A 21,448-nucleotide genomic window follows, 5' to 3' on the forward strand; every position below is an offset into this window, starting at 1 on the left:
AGTGTTTTACGCGGGTCAGTCGTGCGCGGGGATACCCTGGGTCATGCATTGTTTCAATTCGTCCAGATGGCTTTGGTAGACATCCCGCGGTGTACAGTCATGGGCTTTGCAGATCGACGCGGCCATCGCAACAATTTCTCCCATCACGCCGCCGGTCCGCATCACCCGTACCGGGCCCAAACCGGATTGCGAGACGCTGATGTCGCGTCCCGCCATGAACAGGTTGTCGATGTTGCGGCTGTATAAGCATCGATACGGTGCCCAATACGGGCCTTGATAACGAAACTCTTTGCCGCGGGTGAACGTGGAGAAATAAGCATCACCGCTGTCGGATTCGAAATATTCCGGGTGAGGCGAGTGGATGTCGATGTGCCAGCTGCAGGGGAATGCGGCGTCTTCGAAAACTGTTTTGTCACGAAAGTCATTGGCCGTCAAAACCACGTCGCCCATCAGACGCCGGGATTCTCGTTTGCCTCCGATAAAGGCGGCCCACTTCAGACGGTGGTTTGGATACTTGCCATCGATGTTCTTCAGCGTGTCCCAAGCACCGAACATCGCACGCAGGTTCAGGTCGCGAATCCATTCGCCGTCTTCGATGATGTCTTTGTTGAATCCTGATTCCCAAAACCAGTTGCCAAGTTGGTTGATGCCCGGCGCACCGAAAGCGGCTTTGCCGTCGCGTCCAGGAAACGCGATCTGCGACATGTCGACGGCCCACGGGCAACGCGGGAACGGCTGGGCGGCTTGGGAGGCGACGAAGTTGATCGACAGCGGATCGTCGTCGTCGCACAGACAGCGAATCTGGTGTTCATTGGCCGTCGTTTCACCGATGCTCCACAGGTTCGTCGTCCCCATGTGACCTTGGGCGGCGTATTCATAGTCTGCGCCGACCAGCGCACCCAAGACGCCGTCGCCGGTGGAATCCAGGAACCACCGGGCGGTGAAACGTTTTCGTTGCCCCGAGCGTGTGTGCTGGGCCGTGACGCTGACGATGTGATTGTTGTCATGTTCGGCGGCGTTGACGCGATGCTGCAGGAACAAGTCCAAGTTCGATTCCGCCATCGCCAATTGGGTTTTGTGGCGGTCGTCGAATGCCAGCGGCCCCTTCGGATCCGGATGCAATTTGATACTAGCGCTGGGCGACAGTTCGTCGACGACCCGGCCGACTTCGGGATAGGGTTCGACACGGGATTCGCCTTCGGGCCATACTCGAACTTCGCTGCTGCCGTTGCCGCCCAGCACCGGTCGGTCTTGAATCAAAGCGACCGACAAGTCCAGTCGCGCCGCGGCGATCGCGGCACACGACCCGGCAAAGCCGCCGCCGACAACGACCAAGTCATAGGTTCCCGCATCGATCGGATCTTGATCCCAGCCCAACAGTCGGCTTCGCAACCGACGCAGCGCATCGCCGTCATCGGGCGGTACAAAATCCGGATCGGCGGACAACAGGATGGCGTCGCATCGTCCGTCGAATCCTGCCAAATCGTGAAGCCGGATTTCAACTCGATCGTTCAGTTGAACTTCGCCACCGTCTTGCCAGTGCCATGCGGCGCCCTCAGTCCCGAACACGGTGTCGACCGGTTCGTTGTCGAATGAGATTTTGAAACGCCCGGGCGCACCGGGCGCGTTCCAGGGAGCCACCCAATCACGTGTCCGCACCCACACGCGGTACGATCCCGCCGCGGGAAACGTGATCTTGGTCACGGCATCGGCGACGGGTTCGCCCAGTCCGTGGGCCAACAAATACGGCGATCCCATTTGGTCCATGAACTGTTGGTCGACCACCCAACCGCCTGTTTCGGCGAACGATTCGGTTTCGATCAGAACCAATCCATCGTCATCGGCAGCGACGATAGGACGGTAATCGATCAGCAGGCAAGTCAGCAGCACAGCGGCGTAAACACGCAGGACAAACATCGGATCGTTGCCTTGGGACGGTGGAGGCGGTGGGGATCAACCGGGGCGTTTTATTGTCATACAAATTAGTCGTGTCGCTGGCGGCGGGCAAGTGAAAGAGGGGCGGAAAGGCCGGTCTTGGGCATTCATGGCTTGCCAACGAAAAACGCCGCCTTGCCGACGTCTCGCGCTGAAGGGCGTGGGCGTTCGGGGCAAGGCGGCGATACGTAGAAATCAAGCCGATCGCTGTTGCGGGATCAGTGATTGCTGCTTTCTTGCAGCTGTTGCATCACCTCTTCCAGATTGAAGCTGGCGGGTTTTTGGCGTGGCGGGAATTCCGCAAACGTCTCGATGAATTTGCCCGCGTAAGCTTGCGCCGGCACCAGCAGAAACGCGTGGTCGATCAACCAGTCGTAATACGTGTTGGACGTGATGTCGGCTTGTTCGTACGGGTCGGCCCGCAAGTCGTACATCTTGGGCAACCGCAGTTGGGTGAACGGTTCGGCCCAGACCTTCAGCAATCCCGGTGCGCGTTGCTCCAGAAAGACCAGTTTCCAATTTTCGAAACGCATGGCGACCAGTTGGCCGTCGTCGTTGAAGTAGAAGAAGTCTTTACGTGGCGATCGTTCTTCCTTGCCTGTCAGGTAGGGCAAGATGTTGTAACCGTCCAAGTGGACTTTGAACGTTTTGCCAGCGGCTTGGTGACCGTTGAGCAGTTTTTCTTTAATGTCATCTTCGCCGACGGCCGCCATGAAGGTGGGCAACCAGTCCAGGCCGCTGACGATTTCATTGGACACGCTGCCCGCTTCGATCTTGCCGGGCCAACGCACCACACAGGGAACGCGGAAGGCGCCTTCCCAGTTGCTGTTCTTCTCGTTGCGGAAAGGGCTAAGGCCGGCATCGGGCCACGTGTTTTTGTGCGGGCCGTTGTCGGTCGTGTACAAGACGATCGTGTTGTCGCTGATGCCCAGTTCGTCCAGCTTGTCCAACAGTTGGCCGACCTGTTGATCATGTTCGATCATCCCGTCCGCGTATTCGGTTCGCGATGTCAGGCCGGGTTCGTCCCGATTTTCTTCTTTGACGTGAGTGCGGAAGTGCATTCGTGTCGCGTTCCACCAACAAAGGAACGGCTTGTCCGCTTTGACTTGTCGTTCGATGAAGTCCATCGCGGCAGCGGAGGTTTCTTCGTCGACGGTTTCCATTCGCTTTTTGGTCAGCGGGCCGGTGTCTTCGATCTTGCCGTCGGCGCTGGATTTGATCACGCCACGCGGACCAAACTTTTTGCGAAACTCCGGGTCGGTCGGGTAGTTGCGATTTTCTGGTTCTTCCTCGGCGTTCAGGTGATACAGGTTGCCAAAGAATTCATCGAAGCCGTGGGCGGTCGGCAGAAATTCGTCGCGGTCACCCAGGTGGTTCTTTCCGAATTGGCCGGTGGCGTAACCGTGCGGCTTCAGCAATTCGGCCAGCGTTGCGTCTTCGGCTTGCAATCCCAGCGGCGATCCGGGCAGGCCGACTTTGGCCAAGCCTGTTCGGTAGGTGCATTGGCCGGTGATGAAGGTGGACCGACCCGCCGTGCAGCTTTGCTCGGCGTAGTAATCGGTAAACAGCATGCCTTCTTTGGCGATGCGGTCGATGTTGGGCGTTTGGTAACCGACCAAACCGCGGGTGTAGGCGGAAACGTTGGTTTGACCGATGTCGTCGCCGAAGATCACCAAAATGTTTGGGGTATCGTCGGCGGCGCGGGCGGTCGAGGTGGCCATCACTGTGGCGACCAGCCCGGCAAGGATCAGAGTTGCTGACCGGATCATGGGTGATCTCCCGGATCAAGAAAAGGGACTCAGGAAGTCTGGGAAACAAGAAGACCGGCACTGGGAACGCGTCGTTCGTTGCACTCGCGCGTCGTTGACGCCCGAAACGTCCGCATCGATCGGTGCATTCGCCGGCGGGAGCGAAAGGATAGCGGATCGGCAACCACATGAAGGTGGGGGGATCCCATGAATTTCCTGTGATCCGGAACGTCACAGGGAGTCGGCCGAGTGTTGGGAAAGCCGTGTGGTGGAGAGGGCACGCTTTGGAAAACGGGAGCCGCCCGGCAATGGCGCAAAAAAAAAACGCGATCCCGAACGAATCGGAATCGCGGTTTCGATTGCAGTGACCCCTACGGGACTCGAACCCGTGTTACCGCCGTGAAAGGGCGATGTCCTAGACCGCTAGACGAAGGGGCCGTTTTGATTGCCCAGGTCAGAGAACGAATCGGCCGAAGCCGCGGAATCTCTGCACCTGAATCCCAGGAATTCGTCAAGAAGACGAATCAGCCACGCGTCAACACGCAGGAAACGCAAACGGCATTACCTCGGCTGACGTGGGCGGTATCAAACCAAGAACCCGCGATTTCGTCAAGCCGCTCGGCTGCCATTTATGAAAGTTGTCCGAAGGATTATCGGCACCCGTGGGAAACCATCCTTCGGCGAAGGCTAAGGGGAAAAAATCGGCAGGATTAAGGGGCCCCGAAACGATCATGGACCGACCGCTTGTGGTGCACAGGATCTGAGCGGTCAATCGAGACGGCCGACGCCATTTGCAACGTCGGTCCGCGTCGAAATCAGATGGCGGGACGAAGCCGCCCTAGAACGGAAAACGCTTACGGTTCGACCGTGGGGTCGCCCGCTTCCATACTTTTTTGGATCGCGTCGTAAACTTCGCGGCGGTGCACCGGCACCTCGCGGGGAGCCTCGATACCCAGGCGAACCTTATCGCCTCGGATCTCAACGACGACAATTTTGATGTCGTTGTTGATCACGATGCTCTCGTTTTTCTTTCGTGATAGAACCAACATTTCAACTCATTCCTTGTTACCCGGTCAATTCATTTACTCCGGTGATCGCTGTTGGGTTCGGAGGGAAAGAACTGGCAGAGCATCGTAAGGCGAATCATTGGGCGGTGAATCCAAAACCTGCTGGATCCGAGCCCGAATGTTCGCGGTCTGCGTGCAAAATCCTATTGAACACAGCGTCCTGTTCACTTCCACTCTACGACACGCAAGCAAAACGTCAAGCAAAACGGACTTGACAAACCCGGAAAAGTATCTCCACGGACCAGAATCCCCGCGATTTGTGCCCGATTCTTCGCTTCCGGCCGCGAAAATGGCGGATTTTTAATTTTTCGAACACGGTCCCTCTTCAGGCAGGTCACCTGTGCCGCGATAGGGCTGCGGTTGCCCGCACCTTCGGTCCTCCCCGCCTGATCCATGGAGTCTCACCTCGAACCCAAGATCTCCAAAACTGAGCCGAATGAGACCAGGGGGTGAGCGTTTTGGAAGTTGTCAGAAAGCCGACACCCGTCCTGCGGCCGAATGTCGCATGGATTGGTTTGGTTTTCGCCGTCCGGTGAACAGAAGACCGTCGGGATCCGTCCCTTGTAGGAGAGGACATCGCTACAGCAGGATCGAATCGCCGAAACGCGAACGCATCCTGTGGTTGTGTCGCCGTGGAATTGTGTCGCCGGGGTCTGTATCGCTGGGAACGATTCTGACGGTCGTCGTGAATGTTCGGCCGTGACCACCGGTTGAAACGCCATGCGGTGTTCACGATGGGCACGCCGGCGGAGAACGATCGGCCGCTGAACATTCAACAGCATGGAGTTTCGTGGTGCTGCCGAGCCGGCGTGTGACATCCGAATCCAATGAACTGGCGTAAAACGGGCAATCCGGCCCGCGATCGTCGCATCCCCTTACCGAACCGAATCACCGCAGCCAAACAATCCATTCGCCGACAAACCCGGATCGTCATCATGGTTCATGCCGTCAATCCGCCGACCGACCCCAACCGTCGACCGCGATCAGGACGACGTGACGCCGGCGCGTCGCCGATCTTCACGCCCGAACAGGCCAACCGAACACTGCCCCTGGTCCGTCGAATCGTCCAGGACGTGATGCAATTGCGGCACGAGATCGCTGCGCTGAATCAACAACTGGCCGGCTTGAATGAACGTGATGCCAAAGGATTGGGAAGACATCGCGACTTTGTGGATGAGGTCGACGATGTGCGGGATTCCCTACAGCAGGATCGCGATCGATTGTCGGGGCACATGGACGAACTGGCAAAGCTGGGCGTGGTGCTGCACGACGACGCCGAAGGCTATGTCGATTTTCGTGCCGTGCATGACCGTCGGATCATTCACCTTTGTTGGCACATCGATGAACCGGAGATCCGATATTGGCACGAAGCCAACGAGGTGGCGGCGAAACGCCGATGCATCGAAGGACGGCGGTTCGCCCAGCAGCGAAATTGAACCGCTGGTACCTAACTCAAGTGTCGGTGCCGCCGTCACACCTAAGTGGTCTCACACCCAAGTGATCATTGAAAGGCGGCTTTCTTGATCAGGCCCCAGACAAATAGCATCACGCCCAACAGCCCGCACATCGATAGCGCGAACCACAGCAGTGATGGCCCTAGCGTGATCAGCACTGATTCCAAGTAGCCCGCATAGATGCGATCCCAAAACAGCATCGTCAGTACGGTTCCCGCACAAAGGTAGGGACCGAACGGCACACGGGATTCTCGCGTGATTGCGTACTGGACCAAGACGATGGCGATCGCCGCAATTGGCGACAGAAAGAATGCGGCGATCGAAGCCTGCCATCCGACGAAGGCGCCGATCATCGCCATCAAAGTCACGTCGCCAAAGCCCATGGCTTCCACACCCATGGCGGCGGAGGCGACGATGCGGATGGCCCAGACAACGGACCCGCCCACGGCCAAGCCGAACAGTGACGTCAACAGGCCGGTCCAAGCGATGCCGCCCCAAATTTCTTCGCGCACCAAGTACACGCCGCTGACCGCCACCAGTCCGACCAGCCACATGGCCATCAAAAACTTCCATGTCGGATAGCGGACCAGGCCGGCCAAGAAAAACTCCACGGCTTTCGCCCAGCCTTTGCGCAAGATCACGCGGCGGTGCGAAAGGGCAAAGCACCAGCCCGACCATATCGCAATCGCGGTCCACCATCCGGTCGACGTGAACCACTTGGGATCGGCCGGCAGATCGGGCAGGCTGAAAGTGATCGGACGAAAACTGGCCGGGACGCCTCCGGCACCGGGAACCAGTGCGGGCATGAAGATCCAAGGTGACAGCGTTGCCATGGTCAGGGCGATCAGCGTGCCCGGAATGGTGATCAAGTCGGGGATCGTTTGCTCGTCAAAATCGATGAACGTCGCCGCGGTCATCAAGATCAACAACAACGCGTGGGCCACAAAGATCCAATTCAGATAGCCGGCCAGATTATTCACGGTGGCTGGATCACGGAACGCTTCCGGAAGCATGCCGCCCGCCACACAGGTGTATTGGTAGTAAGCCGGCAGGGCGATCATCAGCCCCAATTCGATCATCAAGGGCCGCACCCAAAACCAGCGTCCAAAGGCCGCTGCATCACGACGGGATCGGATCAGCCATCCGAACAAGGGAATCCGGTCGGTCGCCGCAAAGGCGGTTGGTTTGGCTTCGTTCGAATCTGACGCCCGGTTTCTTCGCCGCCACGGGCTGATCGGGCGTGGGAACCAGCACCACGTGTAGATCACATGATTGGCCAGCACGCCGCCGCCCAGCCCCAGCAGGGCCAGGATGATCCAGCGAACAATCAGCGGCAGTTCGATGAATGGCTGCAGCACGTGGGGCGTCGTGTTCGGTGCGAGGGACGTGAGGATACGGCGTCAGAAAACGTGTGATCGTGTGACCGGCGGAATTGTAGGTCAATTCGAAGGGGCTGTCCGCCGGACTAGCGGATCAGACCGGTGGTTGGAACGCGATCTTCGCCGTGACTGATCGATCGACCCACCAGGTCGACATGTCCACATCAAGTTTCACGGCGACCAAGTTTCACGCGGTAGTGTCAGGGGCGGGGCGTGCGTCGCCGGAAAAATCAACGTAACCGGCACCACCCGTGATCGCCGCATGGGATCCCGAGGCTTTTCCCCCACGACCGCTCAAGTTTCGTTGACTCTTGGATGGTCAAGTCCTCCACTTACACCGAGCCGATGTCGCACCACCGGTTCGTCATCCACTTTTGACTTAGACGCACGGGACTATCGGATGTCATTCCGACACACGAAGATCGCATTGCTTGCCGCCGCGCTGACGCCGCTGAGCGGTTCGGTCGCCGACGCATGTTGTCTGACCGATTGGCTGTACGGTCGACCCACGCCGGTGTACGCCGCCGGATACGCGGGGTATCCCACCTACACCGCCGCTCGACCACCCGGCAGTTTGCCGATCGCCACGCCGGTTGTCGGCCAGCCCGCCTACAACGCCCAGACGTCGTACATGTTGCCGATCACAACGCCGACGGCTTCGGCGTATTCGCTGCAGCGGCCGACGTACTCGATCGATAACCCTTCGGTCTACACGGGCCAACCCGTCACGTCGGCTTACACCGCCAACTCGGTTCCCTTGTCGACCTATCGCGGCGCGACAACGACGTCCAACCCGATCTATGGAACGGGCAATGTTTATCCAACCAACTACCAAGCACGGACCAGTTACCAGGTTCCGGTGACCACGTTGCCGCCGACGGTCAATAGCGGCGCCGCGGGTGTGGTTCCGGTTCCGCCCAGCGCATTGCCGGCGACCGGTGTTGCGCCAGTCTACGCGACTCCGGTGCAACCACGTGAATCGGGACTGCGTCGGTTCTTCAGCAACCTGTTCGGGACGAACTATCGCAGTTCGTACTACCCCGCGCCGGTGACCTACTATCGTCCGGCGACGACCGTCGATCCGATCACCGGGACCACGGTGACCGTTCAGCAAGGTTGTGCATCCACCGTTCAACAGCTCCAGCGGACGCCCTACAATTCGCTGCAAGCTCCGATGGGCGGCGCGACGACCACCGTGTTGCCACCACCGACGACGATTGTGCCGTCGACCGGTGGGACCTGCCAAACGACGCCCGGCTATAGCGGCAACATTGGACAAGTCGGTGGATATAACAGCCCCGGCTACAACGTTGCACCGATTCCATCGACCACCGCTCCGCTGACCGGTTCGCCGCTGACCGGTTCACCCGCGATGGGGACGTCTCCGGCCGCCTCGGCCGATCTTCAGCCGATGACCCAGCCCAGCTTGAATGGTTCGGCGTCACAAAGTTCCGGCGGCACCGACAACCGATACGGATCGGGATACGCACCGTCCACGAGCGTCCCGCCGGTCGGTCCCGATGGCGTTCCCGCCGACGGTCAATGGCGGCTGAAAAGCAGCAGCGATCCGGAAGCGAGTCGCCGACTGGACGCTGCCGCCGGACAAACGGCATTGCCGCCGACGGTGCCCTCGACCGTGCCCAGTGCATCGGCCGATCTGAACAACACCAGCATGTCCCCGAGCACGCGATACGGTGCGGTCCAGCCGATTCCGGCGCCGCCGTCGTACCGCAGCAATGCCGCCGCGCGACCATCGACCGCCCCGTCGACTTCCGCGGGGATGCGTTCGTCGGGCGGGTTCGGACCGACCGCGCCGCCGCTGACGCGTCCCAACGGTTCGGCCAGTCCGTCCGCCGGGCAGTCGACCGGTGGATACGGCGACACGTTCACCGCACGACCGGCACCGGGCAGCAACCAACGCCCCACGGTCACCGTGCCGGTTCGCGAAGCGTCGATGGAATCGAATTATCGAACTGGCAATACTGCACCGCAGTCCCAAGGCCGGGCCGCCGCGGATCGCTACGAAGTGGCTCGTCCCGCCGCACCGCCGACTCGGCAACCCAAGAAGGTCAACAACAAGTGGTACAAGGCCCGCTAGTCCAGGGTCTGTCCGTGACGCTCCGGCGTCGTAAACTGCCATGCTGAACCGATCGGTCGGCACCGTGGGAATTATGCCCGCGGTACCGGCCGTTTTTTCAAACATCTGGCAGGGCAGACGACGGACCACAGCATGGACAACGCAGGCATCGCGGCCGCATTCGACGAAATCGCGGAACTGATGGAATTCCGCGGCGAAAATCCGTTCCGCATCCGCGCCTATTCCAACGGGGCGCGAGCGATTCGCGATCTGGACGAATCCGTCCAATCGATTCTGGCCGATCCCGATCGTGATCTGGCCAAAGTCCCGGGAATCGGAAAAACGCTGGTCGAAAAGTGCCAGACGTTGATCGACACGGGATCACTGCCGGCTTTGGAAAAGCTGCGCGATCAAGTCCCCGATGTGCTGATCCAAATCGCTCGGATTCCCGGACTGGGGGCCAAGAAAGCGGTCAAGCTGCAAGAGGAATTGAACATCCAATCGCTGGATGACTTGCGCAAAGCCTGCCAGACCGACGAAGTCGCCAACCTGAAAGGATTCGGCAAAAAAACACAAGCCTCGATCCTGGACGGTCTGCAGATCGCCCAAGCGTCGGCCGAACGCATCTACTGGTCCGACGGCGATTCGCTGGCTCGGGCGATCAGCCGGCACATGGAACAGTGCGAAGGGATCGAAAGGATGCAGTGGGCGGGCAGCTATCGACGCGGCAAAGAAACCATTGGTGATTTGGACTTGCTGGTCGTCGCTGAAGAAGATTCGCCCGAAAATCGAAACGCGGTGATGGATCACTTCGAATCTTACGCCGACCGCACCCAGACGATCGGGCGAGGCGAAACGAAGGTGTCGATCCGTGTCGGCAAAGCCTTCCAAGTTGATATGCGAATGGTTGCACCGGAGCAGTTCGGTGCGGCGCTGCAGTATTTCACGGGTTCTCAAGCCCACAACATTCATACGCGGCGGTTGGCCAAAGAACGCGGGCTGAAGATCAACGAATATGGCGTCTTTCGCGACGGCGAAGATCAGCCGATCGCGGGCAGCACCGAACAAGATGTCTATGAAGCCATCGGGTTGCCATGGATTGCACCGGAGTTGCGTGAAGACCGCCAGGAATTCCAGTGGGCTTCGTCGGATCAATTGCCCGACTTGATCGATGTCGACGACATCGTGGGCGACCTGCACATGCACACCAATGCCACCGATGGTACGGCGACGCTGCGGGAAATGGCCGACGCGGCGATCGAACGCGGATTGAAGTACATCGCAATCACCGATCACAGTCAGCGGGTGACGATGGCCGGCGGGCTGGATCCCGATCGGCTGTTGGAACAATGGGCAATGATCGATGACATTCGATCGGAATACGACGGACGGCTGGTGATCTTGAAGGGCATCGAATGTGACATCTTGGAAAAAGGCGGTATGGATTTGCCCGATGATGTGCTGGCCCAAGGCGATTGGGTGATTGCCAGCGTTCACTACGGACAGAAACAGCCTCGTGACCAGATCACGGATCGGATTTTGGGAGCGATCGAAAACCCGCACGTCGACTGCATCGCGCACCCGACTGGACGATTGATCAACCGGCGTCCGCCGTACGAAGTCGACATGGACGCGGTGCTGCACGCCGCCAAGGAGCACGACACGATCATGGAATTGAATGCCAACCCGGCTCGTTTGGATCTAAACGATGTGCACTTGGCGGCTGCAAAGAAACTGGGCGTGCCGATCGTGATCAGCACGGATGCCCACAGCACCGACGGGCTGGATGTGATGCGGTTTGGGATCTGCCAGGCGCGTCGCGGCGGTTTGACCAAAGACGACGTGGTCAACACGTTGTCGTGGACGAAGTTTCGCAAGCTTGTGAAAGCTTGAAGCGCAGATGCGGCGCAATCATTTCCGCGAAGCGAACAGCGAGGATGCTAGACGCTGATGCGGGTGCCCACGTTATCGCCGCGGACGGCGCGGACGATGTTGCCGTCGGTCTTGAAGTTGAACACCAGGATCGGTTTGTCATGCTCGCGGCACAGCGCGATCGCCGTCGCATCCATGACCTTCAAATTCTTTTCGACAACCTCTTTGTAGGACAGCGATTCGTACAGAACCGCGTGCGGGTTCTTTTCCGGGTCGTCGCTGTAAACGCCGTCCACTCGAGTGGCTTTCAAGACGATGTCGGCGTCCAATTCCAGTGCCCGCTGGGCGGCCGCGGTGTCGGTGGTCACAAAGGGGCTGCCGATGCCGGCGGCCAGCACGATGACGCGTCCCTTTTCCAGATGACGAATGGCGCGCCGGCGGATGAAGCTTTCGCAAACGCGATCGATCCGCAGCGCGGCCATCACGCGGGTCGGGCAACCGATCGATTCCAATGCGTCTTGCATCGCGACGCTGTTCATCACCGTCGCCAGCATGCCCATGTAGTGGGCGGTGGCTTCTTGGACGACCGCGTTGCTGCCGGAAAACTGGGCGCCACGCAGGATGTTTCCGCCGCCGACGACGACGGCGATTTGGCAACCTGATTCGTGGGCCTGTTTGACTTGAGCGGCAATCGCACTGAGTTCTTCACCGCTGATGCCACGCTGTCCCGCGTCGGCCAGGCTTTCGCCGCTGAGTTTCAAAATCACGCGGCGGTATCGCAGATTCGGATCCGACATCGGTTCGCTGGTCATGGTGTGGCGTCACGGAGAAGTTGATGGATGAACGATTGCCGACGTCAGAATTCTTTCGCCGGTTCGACACGCCAGAGAACTTGGATTGGCGTGCCGAACCGGATCATATCGGGCAGATCCCGATGCGGTCGAATCAGCCGACGGCGACGCGGCGGAACGCGATGACTTCGGCGTCGGGATGAAATTCCTTGACCGCGGTTTCGACGGTCTTGCTGTCGTCGAGCGCGAAAAACTGGCTAAGCAAGCAGCGTTCTTGGTCCAGCAAGGTGTTGTCGGCGATGAAGCGTTCCAGCTTTCCGGGCACGATCTTGTCCCAGATCTTTTCCGGTTTGCCTTCGGCTTTCAGTTCGGCCTTGATCGCTTCCTCGGTCGCGGCCAAGACTTCGGGGGTCAGCTGACTGCGGCTGGCGTACTGGGGCACGTTCTTCTGCGGCTTGCCCAGGTTTTCTTTTTCGTTCAGCTCGTTTTCGGCGATGATTTGTGCCCGCAGAGCCTCGGTTTCCTTGGCGACGAATTCCGGATCAAATTCGCTGGGGTGCAAAATCTGCGGCTTCATCGCGGCGATGTGCATGGCAACGCTGCGGAAGAAATCGCTGGCACCGTCTTTGCCACCGTCCTTGTAAGCGACCAGGACGCCGATCTTGCTGCCGGCGTGGACGTAGGTCGCGATGTTGTCACCTTCGATGACTTGGCAATCGCTGACTTCGATCTTTTCACCGATCTTGCCGGTTTCCTGGACCAAGCGTTCGGCCACGGTGGTGTCGCCATAGGTCATTGCGCTGACTTCGTCGGCGGTGGACGCGCCATTGGCCAGGGCGGTCTTGGCGATGTCGGTGGCCAATTCGACGAACGATTCGTTCTTGGCGACGAAATCGGTTTCGCAGCTGAGGGCCAACACCAACGCCTTGTTGTCGTCGGTCACGATGGCCACAACGCCTTCGTTGGCGTCACGGTCGGCACGCTTTTCGGCCACCTTTTGGCCCTTCTTGCGAAGGTATTCCAATGCACCGTCGATGTCGCCGCCGGATTCTTCCAACGCCTTCTTGCAGTCCATCATTCCGGCGCCGGTTGTCTTGCGCAGTTCGGCAACCGCCTTAGCAGAAATCGTCATGACTTAATCTTCCTGTGGTTGAATTCAGAGATTGGTCGAGTGAGAAAGTTTGAATGGGGATTGGGCCGGGAATCGGGGCACGGGGCCACCGGCAGCCGGGTACGAGTGTGGCTGATCAGCCGCGTGTTCTGTGAACGCCGACATTGCGCCGGTCGTCGCGACAGGTATCTGCACCGGAGCGGCGGCCGTGAAGCACAAATGTTGGGTCAGACGACCGTAACGGCTTGCGGTGCGGGCACCCATGATGCCGACCCACGGGCATTGTCGGGCCGGTCGCCACGCCATGACGACACGACTGCCAAGCCATCGATGCCTCGTCGCGACGCGGAAGAATTTCCGTTCAACGCCGCGAAATTCAGGGCTCCAGCGATCCGGCCATGCGCGGCCCTCGGACGCAAGGGCGACCGAGGGGCGTGGGGTGTCTGGACGGACTCCTTCGGCGTTCACGTCAAAGCGCGGAGCGTCGGTATCGTGGCGGTGTTTCAAAAAGGACGTCTCGCCGACCGGCGGGGTTCAGACCATCGTTTCGGACGGGGCAAAACCCTGGCCGGCCAGCCGATGGGATCGGGCGAGCCGCTGGCTTACGATTCCGGGGTGGCTTCGGGGGCCGGTGCGGCGGCAGCAGCAGGCTGTGCTTCGGCAGCCGGTTGAGCTTGGCCGGAGGTGGCGGCTTCGGTTTGTGCGTGGCCCTTGCCTTGGTTCACCGCGTCGGCCAGTTGGTGCAGGATCAATTCGATGCTGCGGATCCCGTCATCGTTGCCGGGGATCGGCAAATCGATTTGCGACGGATCGCTGTCGGTATCGATCAGGGCGACCGTGGTGATGCCCAAACGCTTGGCTTCGCGGACCGCGTTGCGTTCCTTGCCGGGGTCGACAATGAACATCGCTTCGGGCAAGCGGTTCATGGTCCGCAAGCCGTTCAGGTTGCGGTACATCTTGCGGTACTCGCGGGTCAGCGACGACTGCATCTTCTTGCTGTAGTTGTTGATGTCGTCGCTGCTACGCAGGGCTTCCAGTTCTTCCAAGCGGCCAAGTCGGCTGCGGATGGTACGGAAATTCGTCAACGTGCCACCCAACCAACGTTCGCTGACGAACGGCATGCCGCAACGCAGCGATTCGCTTTCGATCGCTTCGCCGGCTTGACGTTTGGTACCGACGAACAGGATCAGGCTGCCGCCGGCGGCGACTTGGCTCAGGTATTTCTTGGCCCGCAGCAAACCACGCAGGGTTTCGCGGATATCCAGCACGTGGATCTGGTTCTTGCGGCCGAAGATGTACGGTGCCATCTTCGGGTTCCAAAGGCTGGTGCGGTGACCGAAGTGGACACCGGCTTCGATCATGTCTTGGACGAATTTATTGGAAGCAGTCGACAAAGGGATTTCTCCGGGGATTCAGCCTTTCACAGCGGGTTCCAGACCGCGTCCGCCGGCCGCCAAAATCGGCCGTGCGGGGTCCAGGACGTCGTACGTCCTTCGTCCCGATTGCTGCGAAAAATAGAGGCAAAGTGCAAAAAGACGAGGCGGAAGCGTAGCCCGACGCTTGCCAAACGGTCAAGGGCGCCGGATCGGCGCTCCGCCACGGGCATTTCCAGCGATTGGCGACCGGCCTTTGGGGCTGGTTTTGACCGGCGGCTCAAGCTGCGGGACGCTGCGGACTTCGCCGCTCCACCGAACTGGGACACTGACGATAAATCAGATAGACCGCGATGATTTGAAGGGCGGCGATCCCCAGCGGCGGAATGCCACGCAGCCAGGCCATCGGCTTGGCGATCCAGCCGGGTTCGGCCTGTTCCTGGTGATCGATCCACTGATCCAAGGTTCGGTCCTTGGCGGCGACGGCGCCGTATTGCCAAGCCCAGTCTTCCGCACGTTCCCATCCCCGATTGGTCCGACGCCAACCCACCGGCGGCACGCTGTGCGGGCTGGATAAATCCGCCGTGTCGCCGGTCTGTGGCGGCATCGCCGGGGCATGGATTGGCATCGCCGGGGCATCCAGTGATTGGCCAGGGACGGATGCGACGGCGTTTTCGGCTTCCGCTTGGGCCTGCGGTGCGGGAGGAACATTGCCGAATTGTGCCGCGATCGACAGGATCGCCATCAGCCCACAGCATCGGACGCTGCGCAGCAGTCGACGTTTCATCCATTGGCGGTCGTCGGCGGTCACGGTCAGACGGATCATGCCAAGCGTGCTTGCACGACTCAGGCCGGAATCGCCGCCGCAGGGCCTGGGCGGTAACGGAAGTCTCTTCTGAGCAAGCGTTTACGTCATTGGCGGTGAATCCCGCACTGGATCGGCGCCCAAAGTGATGTTGTGCGGACGCAACACCGTCATGTTGCACCGAAGCGACAACGGTGGCTGCATCGCGACGCGATTCAGGTCGCCGGTGGTGTACCCGAAGGAGCGGCCGTTGCTGATCCGGCGGCACGAAAACCGCTATGACCCGAACCGGCGGGCGTTCGATTCGGCAAAGCTGTCGTCGCTAGGACAACGCGTCGCACGGATGTGACCTAGGTTTTCATCGACGGTTCGCGCCGCGCCGAAACCGTCGTTGTCAATCGGACGATCAGCCCGTCCTTTCGGGGTACTTCAAGTCACGGACCTTTGCCGAATGTCGACCGCCACCCAGAACACGTCGCTTGAAGAAGTTTTCCGCAGCGATCTGCTGCCCGCGCTGCCCACCAGTGCGATCCGGTTGCTTCAGCTTTCCCAACGCAGCGATGCGGGACCGCCCGAATTCGCTCGGCCGATCGAAGCCGACCCGGGACTGATGGGGCAGGTCTTGAAGTTCGTCAATTCGTCATACTTCGGGTTCAGCCGCGAAATCACCAGCATCCAACAAGCGTTGACCTTGGTGGGCACCCGAGCGATCACGAACTTTGCACTCTGGAATGCTGTGTTCAGCGTCATTCCGAACCCGAAATTCGGCCCGTTCGATCTGAAAGGCTTGTGGCAAGATTCGCTCCGCCGCGCCGTGTTCGCCCGCAAACTAGGCCGCACGTTGAAGCTGGCCAACGCGGAGGAATTGTTCGCCGGTGCGCTGTTGCAGGACATGGCGATCCCGCTGTTGTTGAAGGAATTGCCGGCGCAGTACGAAACGCTGGTCGAACGACGCGTCGCCGAAGGCCGTCGGCTGAGTGGCCTGGAGCGTGAGATGTTCGGCTGGGACCACGCCGAGGCCGCGGCAATGCTGGCCAAGCGTTGGAATCTGCCCGAAGACTTTGTCGATCTGATCGGCCAGCACACGGAACTGGACGAATTGCTCGGTGGTGGCGAATCGCGATTGCCCGCAGCTTGCGTGGCGTTGGCTTCGATGTTGCCGTCGTGCACCGACGAAGCGTGGACCGAATTCGAGCTTTTCCACGCCGGTTTCAATCGGTTGTGCGACCTGGACCTGGATGCACTGGAGGCTTTGTTGACCGAGGTCGATGAGTCGACCGCGGAGTTCGCCCCGCTGTTGAAGCTGCCGACGCCGAAGATGACTCTGGTCGAATTCGTCTCGGCCTAGCCCCCATTCCGCCCCCTCGCGCGGTCAATTTGGCGGCACGGGAGAAGGAAAAGAGGCCTGACCCCTTATTGGTCGGATGTGGATGTCTTTGAAGCGGAGGTGGATTGTTTGGCCGGGATGGATTTGTAGGCCGATGTGGCCTTTCATGCCGACGTCGAGGCGTCGGTGATCGTCGTCGTCCAGGATGCCGTGTCCGTCCAAATCAGCGACCGCGACTCCGTTGACAAAGGATTGCACCTGAGTCCCCCGGCACACGATCCGGATGTCGTTCCAGTGGTCGGAATCGCCCGCGTGTTGCCATGTCCAGCCCTCGGGGGCATGTTCGGGTTTGGCGTTGGCCGGACGTCCGACGTCGGGCCACAACCAGACTTTGCGGCTGCGGGTTTCGTCGTAGATGAAGCCGCTGCGCCATGGACCGGCCGGGTGTATGTCGACCTGGGGACCGTCCAGCCAGAATGCTTCGTCGTCATAGCGACTGCGGACTTGTACGCCGCTGTTGCCTTTGTTGCCGGCATATGTCTGGACTTTCAGTTTCAATTCAAAGTCGTCGTATTCTTGGTCGGTCAACAACCAGATGTAGTGATGCCGGTCGGGTGATTTACCCTCAGCCACGATCACCCCGTCTTCGACCCGCCAATAACCACGTTTGTCGTTGTCTTCGGGACGACATCGGACGTGCCATCCGGACAGCGTTTTTCCGTCGAACAGCGATTGCCAATCACCGTCGTCCGCCGACGCGGGAGTGCCGATGCCAGGGAATGCGGAATAAAACAGCAGGCCCAGCATGACGCCGGACAAGCCACGCGTGATCGGTACCGACAATGCCACGAAAAAATCTCATGCGTCGAACGAAGGAAACATCATTGCGATGACGCTATTGTGACATCCCGATGGGCTGGATGAAGTGAACCAAGGCCGGGTGCGTCGATTCGTTCGTCGCCTTATCGATTCGTCCAAACGTTGTCCGAACTGACGCGATTTTCGATCAGGTTGACGCTCGGGACGCAAAGAGTGCCAGCACGTCTTCGGTCACCGCGTCGATATCACGATCGGCGTCGATGACGACATTGCGAGGGCTGCTGTGGGGAAGTTGATCCAGGAACGCTTGCCGGACGGTTTCCAGGTAATCCAACCCGCGTGATTCCATGCGGTCGGCGGGTCGATCGAGTCGCCGCATCGATGCTTCGGCGGGCATGTCCAACAGGATCGTCACATCGGGGCACAGCCAATCGTTGGCGGCTTCGCCCAGTTTCCACAGCAGATCGGGCGGAACATCACCGCCGACACTTTGATAGACCACCGTGGATAGCAAAAAACGGTCGCTGATCACCCAACGTCCGGCGTCCAGAGCGGGGCGGATGATGGTTTCCACCATTTCACATCGGCTGGCCATGAACAGCATCGCTTCGGTCCGCCGGTGCATGGTCAGATCGCTGTCCAACAGCAACGATCGCAACTTGGAACCGACGTCCGTGCTGCCGGGATCACGCACGGTCAACACGTCCTGTCCCAGCGATGTCAGGTGTTCTGCCAAGCGGGCGATCTGGGTGGATTTACCGACACCGTCGATGCCGTCAAGAGTGATGAACATAGGCGATGTGGCTAGTAACCGGCGTTTGCACCGGAGAATTGGGTGGAATAGGAATCCGCACCTCCCGTGATCGGGAAATGAGCGTAATCGATGACTTTCCAGTCACCGTTGCCGTCGTCACCGTCACCGACCTTGACGAATTTTAAGACCAATCGGCGGACGACACGAACGTTTTGCAATGCGCCGCTGCGTTCGCTGACGTCGACTTTGACCGACAGTTCGACCTCGGCCTCCGGTGGAAAGCTGTTTTTGATCAGGTCGACCCGGCGCAATTGATTGACTCGCGCCATGCTGAAGCGATACCGCGACAATTCATCGGCGGCGCGGCGCCGTAGCGACTCGCTGCGAAGGTAAGACACGGCGGTGTCGACGTCATTGTTCTCCACCGCCTCGGCGACTTCGTAAACGATTTGTTCGATCCGTTCACGGTCGGTGACCAAGACGTCGGCCAGGTAGCCGGCCGCCGGTATCAAGCAGGCACCAATGATGGCGGCAATCAATACGTCACGGCGTCCGGTCTTCAGCCAGGCGGCGACGCAAGCGGCGACGATGATGCCCAGCATCGCCATCGTCATCAAAGGGCGTTCGGCAAGCGTTTGATACATCGGCAGTCGACGCGGGAAAAGAGAAGCGTTCAGACATCAGGTGCCTGTATCGTAACGGATCGCCCATCGTCGCCTTTCGCTCCGCGAAAGTCGCGTTCGGAAACACCCTCCCCGGAATCTCGTTCCTCGATTCCGACCCTCCCGCAAAAGCGGGAGGGTGAAGTGCAGATGTTGGCCGAACATGCCAGCGTCGGGTGCATTGCCGAAACGGCGGTACCCGCGGCTAGCGCCTTGCGGCTCACAAAGTCGCCTTTCGCTCCGCGAAAGTCGCGTCCGGAAACACCCTCCCCGGAATCTCGTTCCTCGATTCCGACCCTCCCGCGAGGCAGGAGGGTGAAGTGCAGGTGTTGGCCGAACATGCCAGCGTCGGGTGCATTGCCGAAACCGCGGAACCCGCGGCTAGCGCCTTGCGGCTCACAAAGTCGGCTTTCGCTCTGCGAAAGTAGTGTTCGGAAACACCCTCCCCGGAATCTCGTTCCTCGATTCCGACCCTCCCGCGAGGCGGGAGGGTGAAGTGCAGGTGTTGGCCGAACATGCCAGCGTCGGGTGCATTGCCGATACAGCGGTACCCGCGGCTAGCGCCTTGCGGCTCACAAAGTCGCCTTTCGCTCCGCGAAAGTCGCGTCCGGAAACACCCTCCCCGGAATCTCGTTCCTCGATTCCGACCCTCCCGCGAGGCGGGAGGGTGAAGTGCAGATGTTGGCCGAACATGCCAGCGTCGGGTGCATTGCCGAAACAGCGGTACCCGCGGCTAGCGCCTTGCGGCTCACAAAGTCGCCTTTCGCTCCGCGAAAGTCGCGTCCGGGGCACCCTCCCCGGAATCTCGTTCCTCGATTCCGACCCTCCCGCGAGGCGGGAGGGTGAAGTGCACCGCTTGGCCGAGCGGCTTAGGTCAGTGGCCCTAGCCCTTCAGCTTGGCAGCGAAAAGCGGTCCACCGTACAGGGCGTGATCGCCCAAGGCTTCTTCGATACGAAGCAACTGGTTGTACTTCGCCATCCGGTCACTACGGCTGGCCGAACCGGTCTTGATTTGTCCGGTCGACAGAGCGACGGCCAAGTCGGCGATGGTCGAATCTTCGGTTTCACCACTGCGGTGGCTGGTCACCGAGGTGTAACCGTTGCGGCCGGCCAAGTGGATCGCGTCGATGGTTTCGGTCAGCGTTCCGATCTGGTTGACCTTGATCAGGATGCTGTTGCCGATGCCTTCGTCGATCCCGCGTTGCAGACGTTCGACGTTGGTGACGAACAAATCGTCGCCGACCAATTGAACCTTGTCGCCGATCTTGTCGGTCAGCTTCTTCCAGGTTTCCCAGTCGTCTTCGCTGCAACCGTCTTCGATGCTGCAGATCGGGTACTTGCTGCACCAGTCGGCCAAGAAGTCGACCATTTCGTCGCCCGACAGCTTTTTGCCATCGATCGAGTATTGCTTGGCATCGGCGTCATAGAACTCGGTCGACGCGGCATCCAAGGCGATCCAGACCTGTTCGCCGGCTTTGTAGCCCGCTTGGTCAATCGCTTGCATGATGACGTCCAGAGCTTCTTGGTTGCTCTTCAAGTCCGGTGCGAAACCGCCTTCGTCACCCACGGCGGTGTTGTAACCCTTGCCCGACAAGACCTTCTTCAGGTTGTGGAAGATCTCCGTGCCGCAACGAAGCGCGTCGCTGAAGCGGTCAAAGCCCAGCGGCATGACCATGAACTCTTGAACGTCGACGCTGTTGTCGGCGTGTTCACCACCATTGATGATGTTCATCATCGGGGCGGGCAACATGCGGGCGCCGGCACCGCCCAGGTAGCGATACAGTTGTTGGTCGGTCGACGAAGCGGCGGCGTGGGCGACGGCCAGCGAAACACCCAGGATCGCGTTGGCGCCCAAGTTTTTCTTGTTCGGCGTGCCGTCCAGTTCCAACATGCGATGGTCGACGGCGGCTTGATCGGTCGCGTCCATGCCTTGCAGGGCTTCGGCGATCGTGGTGTTAACGTTTTCAACCGCTTGCGAAACGCCCTTGCCCATGAAGAACGACTTGTCGCCGTCACGCAATTCCCAGGCTTCGTGGACACCGGTGCTGGCACCGCTGGGCACTGCGGCACGGCCGACGGCACCGTCTTCCAACATGACGTCACATTCGACGGTCGGGTTGCCGCGGCTGTCCAGAATTTGCCGTGCGTGGATGGCTTCGATCAGAGTCATGGATGCCTCGCGTATTTTGATGCGGGATGGAGTGGAAAATCCGTGAAATGGTTTGGTCAGTTCGACACGATTGCGTCGCGTTCGCTGGGCCGCCGCGTCGATCG

General features: G+C 59.9%; 16 protein-coding genes and 1 tRNA gene. 4 read left to right on the top strand and 13 right to left on the bottom strand.

From position 1 onward, the window contains the following. Positions 1–15 precede the first annotated feature (15 nt). The 4 genes from HFP54_RS11810 to csrA all read right to left on the bottom strand — a co-directional run bounded on the left by HFP54_RS11810 (position 16) and on the right by csrA (position 4,732). A complete protein-coding gene (locus HFP54_RS11810; protein ID WP_168565294.1) occupies positions 16–1,917 on the bottom strand; it encodes an FAD-dependent oxidoreductase in 1,902 nt (633 codons plus the stop codon). A gap of 236 nt (positions 1,918–2,153) precedes the next feature. After that, positions 2,154–3,656, bottom strand: a complete 1,503-nt coding sequence (locus HFP54_RS11815) for an arylsulfatase (RefSeq protein WP_390657349.1) — start codon at positions 3,654–3,656, stop codon at positions 2,154–2,156. A 392-nt stretch (positions 3,657–4,048) separates the two neighbouring features. Then, a tRNA-Glu gene (locus tag HFP54_RS11820) sits at positions 4,049–4,121 on the bottom strand. A 416-nt stretch (positions 4,122–4,537) separates the two neighbouring features. Further along, positions 4,538–4,732: a carbon storage regulator CsrA gene (gene csrA / locus HFP54_RS11825; protein WP_145297028.1), complete on the bottom strand. Its 195-nt coding sequence runs from the start codon at positions 4,730–4,732 to the stop codon at positions 4,538–4,540. 845 nt (positions 4,733–5,577) lie between these two features. On the opposite strand from csrA, the gene HFP54_RS11830 reads away from it, so the two are divergent. Continuing rightward, a complete protein-coding gene (locus HFP54_RS11830; protein WP_168565296.1) occupies positions 5,578–6,186 on the top strand; it encodes a DUF2203 domain-containing protein in 609 nt (202 codons plus the stop codon). A gap of 65 nt (positions 6,187–6,251) precedes the next feature. Here HFP54_RS11830 and HFP54_RS11835 read toward each other — a convergent pair whose 3' ends face one another. Continuing rightward, entirely contained in the window at positions 6,252–7,562 is a 1,311-nt protein-coding gene (locus HFP54_RS11835) for a prepilin peptidase (protein ID WP_315853883.1), read from the bottom strand. A 421-nt stretch (positions 7,563–7,983) separates the two neighbouring features. On the opposite strand from HFP54_RS11835, the gene HFP54_RS11840 reads away from it, so the two are divergent. Both HFP54_RS11840 and polX read left to right on the top strand, forming a co-directional pair. Further along, positions 7,984–9,681, top strand: coding sequence for a hypothetical protein (locus HFP54_RS11840; protein WP_168565297.1), 1,698 nt, complete (start codon positions 7,984–7,986; stop codon positions 9,679–9,681). A 132-nt stretch (positions 9,682–9,813) separates the two neighbouring features. Further along, positions 9,814–11,553, top strand: a complete 1,740-nt coding sequence (polX, locus tag HFP54_RS11845) for a DNA polymerase/3'-5' exonuclease PolX (RefSeq protein ID WP_168565298.1) — start codon at positions 9,814–9,816, stop codon at positions 11,551–11,553. A gap of 47 nt (positions 11,554–11,600) precedes the next feature. Here the strand turns inward: polX and pyrH are convergent, their stop codons facing one another. From pyrH to HFP54_RS11865, 4 genes are all read right to left on the bottom strand, one after another. Continuing rightward, complete coding sequence (pyrH, locus tag HFP54_RS11850) at positions 11,601–12,344, bottom strand: UMP kinase (RefSeq protein ID WP_231604647.1); 744 nt, start codon at positions 12,342–12,344, stop codon at positions 11,601–11,603. A 133-nt stretch (positions 12,345–12,477) separates the two neighbouring features. Continuing rightward, positions 12,478–13,455 (bottom strand): translation elongation factor Ts, encoded by a 978-nt coding sequence (tsf, locus tag HFP54_RS11855; RefSeq protein WP_146413996.1) that lies wholly within the window; start codon positions 13,453–13,455, stop codon positions 12,478–12,480. Positions 13,456–14,036: 581 nt separating this feature from the next. Further along, positions 14,037–14,795 (bottom strand): 30S ribosomal protein S2, encoded by a 759-nt coding sequence (gene rpsB / locus HFP54_RS11860; RefSeq protein ID WP_168565617.1) that lies wholly within the window; start codon positions 14,793–14,795, stop codon positions 14,037–14,039. Between the two features lie 292 nt (positions 14,796–15,087). Further along, the gene (locus tag HFP54_RS11865; RefSeq protein ID WP_168565299.1) at positions 15,088–15,633 is read right to left on the bottom strand and encodes a hypothetical protein; all 546 of its coding nucleotides are present in this window, start codon (positions 15,631–15,633) and stop codon (positions 15,088–15,090) included. A gap of 430 nt (positions 15,634–16,063) precedes the next feature. Between HFP54_RS11865 and HFP54_RS11870 the strand changes: the two genes are divergently transcribed. Next, complete coding sequence (locus HFP54_RS11870) at positions 16,064–16,960, top strand: HDOD domain-containing protein (RefSeq protein ID WP_146413994.1); 897 nt, start codon at positions 16,064–16,066, stop codon at positions 16,958–16,960. A 24-nt stretch (positions 16,961–16,984) separates the two neighbouring features. Here the strand turns inward: HFP54_RS11870 and HFP54_RS11875 are convergent, their stop codons facing one another. The 4 genes from HFP54_RS11875 to eno all read right to left on the bottom strand — a co-directional run bounded on the left by HFP54_RS11875 (position 16,985) and on the right by eno (position 21,344). Continuing rightward, positions 16,985–17,788: a 3-keto-disaccharide hydrolase gene (locus HFP54_RS11875; RefSeq protein WP_168565300.1), complete on the bottom strand. Its 804-nt coding sequence runs from the start codon at positions 17,786–17,788 to the stop codon at positions 16,985–16,987. Between the two features lie 157 nt (positions 17,789–17,945). Then, entirely contained in the window at positions 17,946–18,551 is a 606-nt protein-coding gene (tmk, locus tag HFP54_RS11880; protein WP_168565301.1) for a dTMP kinase, read from the bottom strand. Positions 18,552–18,562: 11 nt separating this feature from the next. Next, positions 18,563–19,156 (bottom strand): hypothetical protein, encoded by a 594-nt coding sequence (locus HFP54_RS11885; protein ID WP_168565302.1) that lies wholly within the window; start codon positions 19,154–19,156, stop codon positions 18,563–18,565. Between the two features lie 901 nt (positions 19,157–20,057). After that, positions 20,058–21,344 (bottom strand): phosphopyruvate hydratase, encoded by a 1,287-nt coding sequence (eno, locus tag HFP54_RS11890; protein WP_145297057.1) that lies wholly within the window; start codon positions 21,342–21,344, stop codon positions 20,058–20,060. Positions 21,345–21,448: the final 104 nt, after the last annotated feature.

The sequence above is a fragment of the Crateriforma spongiae genome, assembly GCF_012290005.1.
Classification (GTDB): domain Bacteria; phylum Planctomycetota; class Planctomycetia; order Pirellulales; family Pirellulaceae; genus Crateriforma; species Crateriforma spongiae.

What these genes read in the sequence shown, in the direction of transcription:
- HFP54_RS11810 (WP_168565294.1), bottom strand. Translation starts at nt 1,917, where the DNA reads ATGTTTGTCCTGCGTGTTTACGCCGCTGTGCTGCTGACTTGCCTGCTG.
- HFP54_RS11815 (WP_390657349.1), bottom strand. Translation starts at nt 3,656, where the DNA reads ATGGCCACCTCGACCGCCCGCGCCGCCGACGATACCCCAAACATTTTG.
- csrA (WP_145297028.1), bottom strand. Translation starts at nt 4,732, where the DNA reads ATGTTGGTTCTATCACGAAAGAAAAACGAGAGCATCGTGATCAACAAC.
- HFP54_RS11830 (WP_168565296.1), top strand. Translation starts at nt 5,578, where the DNA reads ATGAACTGGCGTAAAACGGGCAATCCGGCCCGCGATCGTCGCATCCCC.
- HFP54_RS11840 (WP_168565297.1), top strand. Translation starts at nt 7,984, where the DNA reads ATGTCATTCCGACACACGAAGATCGCATTGCTTGCCGCCGCGCTGACG.
- polX (WP_168565298.1), top strand. Translation starts at nt 9,814, where the DNA reads ATGGACAACGCAGGCATCGCGGCCGCATTCGACGAAATCGCGGAACTG.
- pyrH (WP_231604647.1), bottom strand. Translation starts at nt 12,344, where the DNA reads ATGACCAGCGAACCGATGTCGGATCCGAATCTGCGATACCGCCGCGTG.
- tsf (WP_146413996.1), bottom strand. Translation starts at nt 13,455, where the DNA reads ATGACGATTTCTGCTAAGGCGGTTGCCGAACTGCGCAAGACAACCGGC.
- rpsB (WP_168565617.1), bottom strand. Translation starts at nt 14,795, where the DNA reads ATGATCGAAGCCGGTGTCCACTTCGGTCACCGCACCAGCCTTTGGAAC.
- HFP54_RS11865 (WP_168565299.1), bottom strand. Translation starts at nt 15,633, where the DNA reads ATGATCCGTCTGACCGTGACCGCCGACGACCGCCAATGGATGAAACGT.
- HFP54_RS11870 (WP_146413994.1), top strand. Translation starts at nt 16,064, where the DNA reads ATGTCGACCGCCACCCAGAACACGTCGCTTGAAGAAGTTTTCCGCAGC.
- tmk (WP_168565301.1), bottom strand. Translation starts at nt 18,551, where the DNA reads ATGTTCATCACTCTTGACGGCATCGACGGTGTCGGTAAATCCACCCAG.
- HFP54_RS11885 (WP_168565302.1), bottom strand. Translation starts at nt 19,156, where the DNA reads ATGTATCAAACGCTTGCCGAACGCCCTTTGATGACGATGGCGATGCTG.
- eno (WP_145297057.1), bottom strand. Translation starts at nt 21,344, where the DNA reads ATGACTCTGATCGAAGCCATCCACGCACGGCAAATTCTGGACAGCCGC.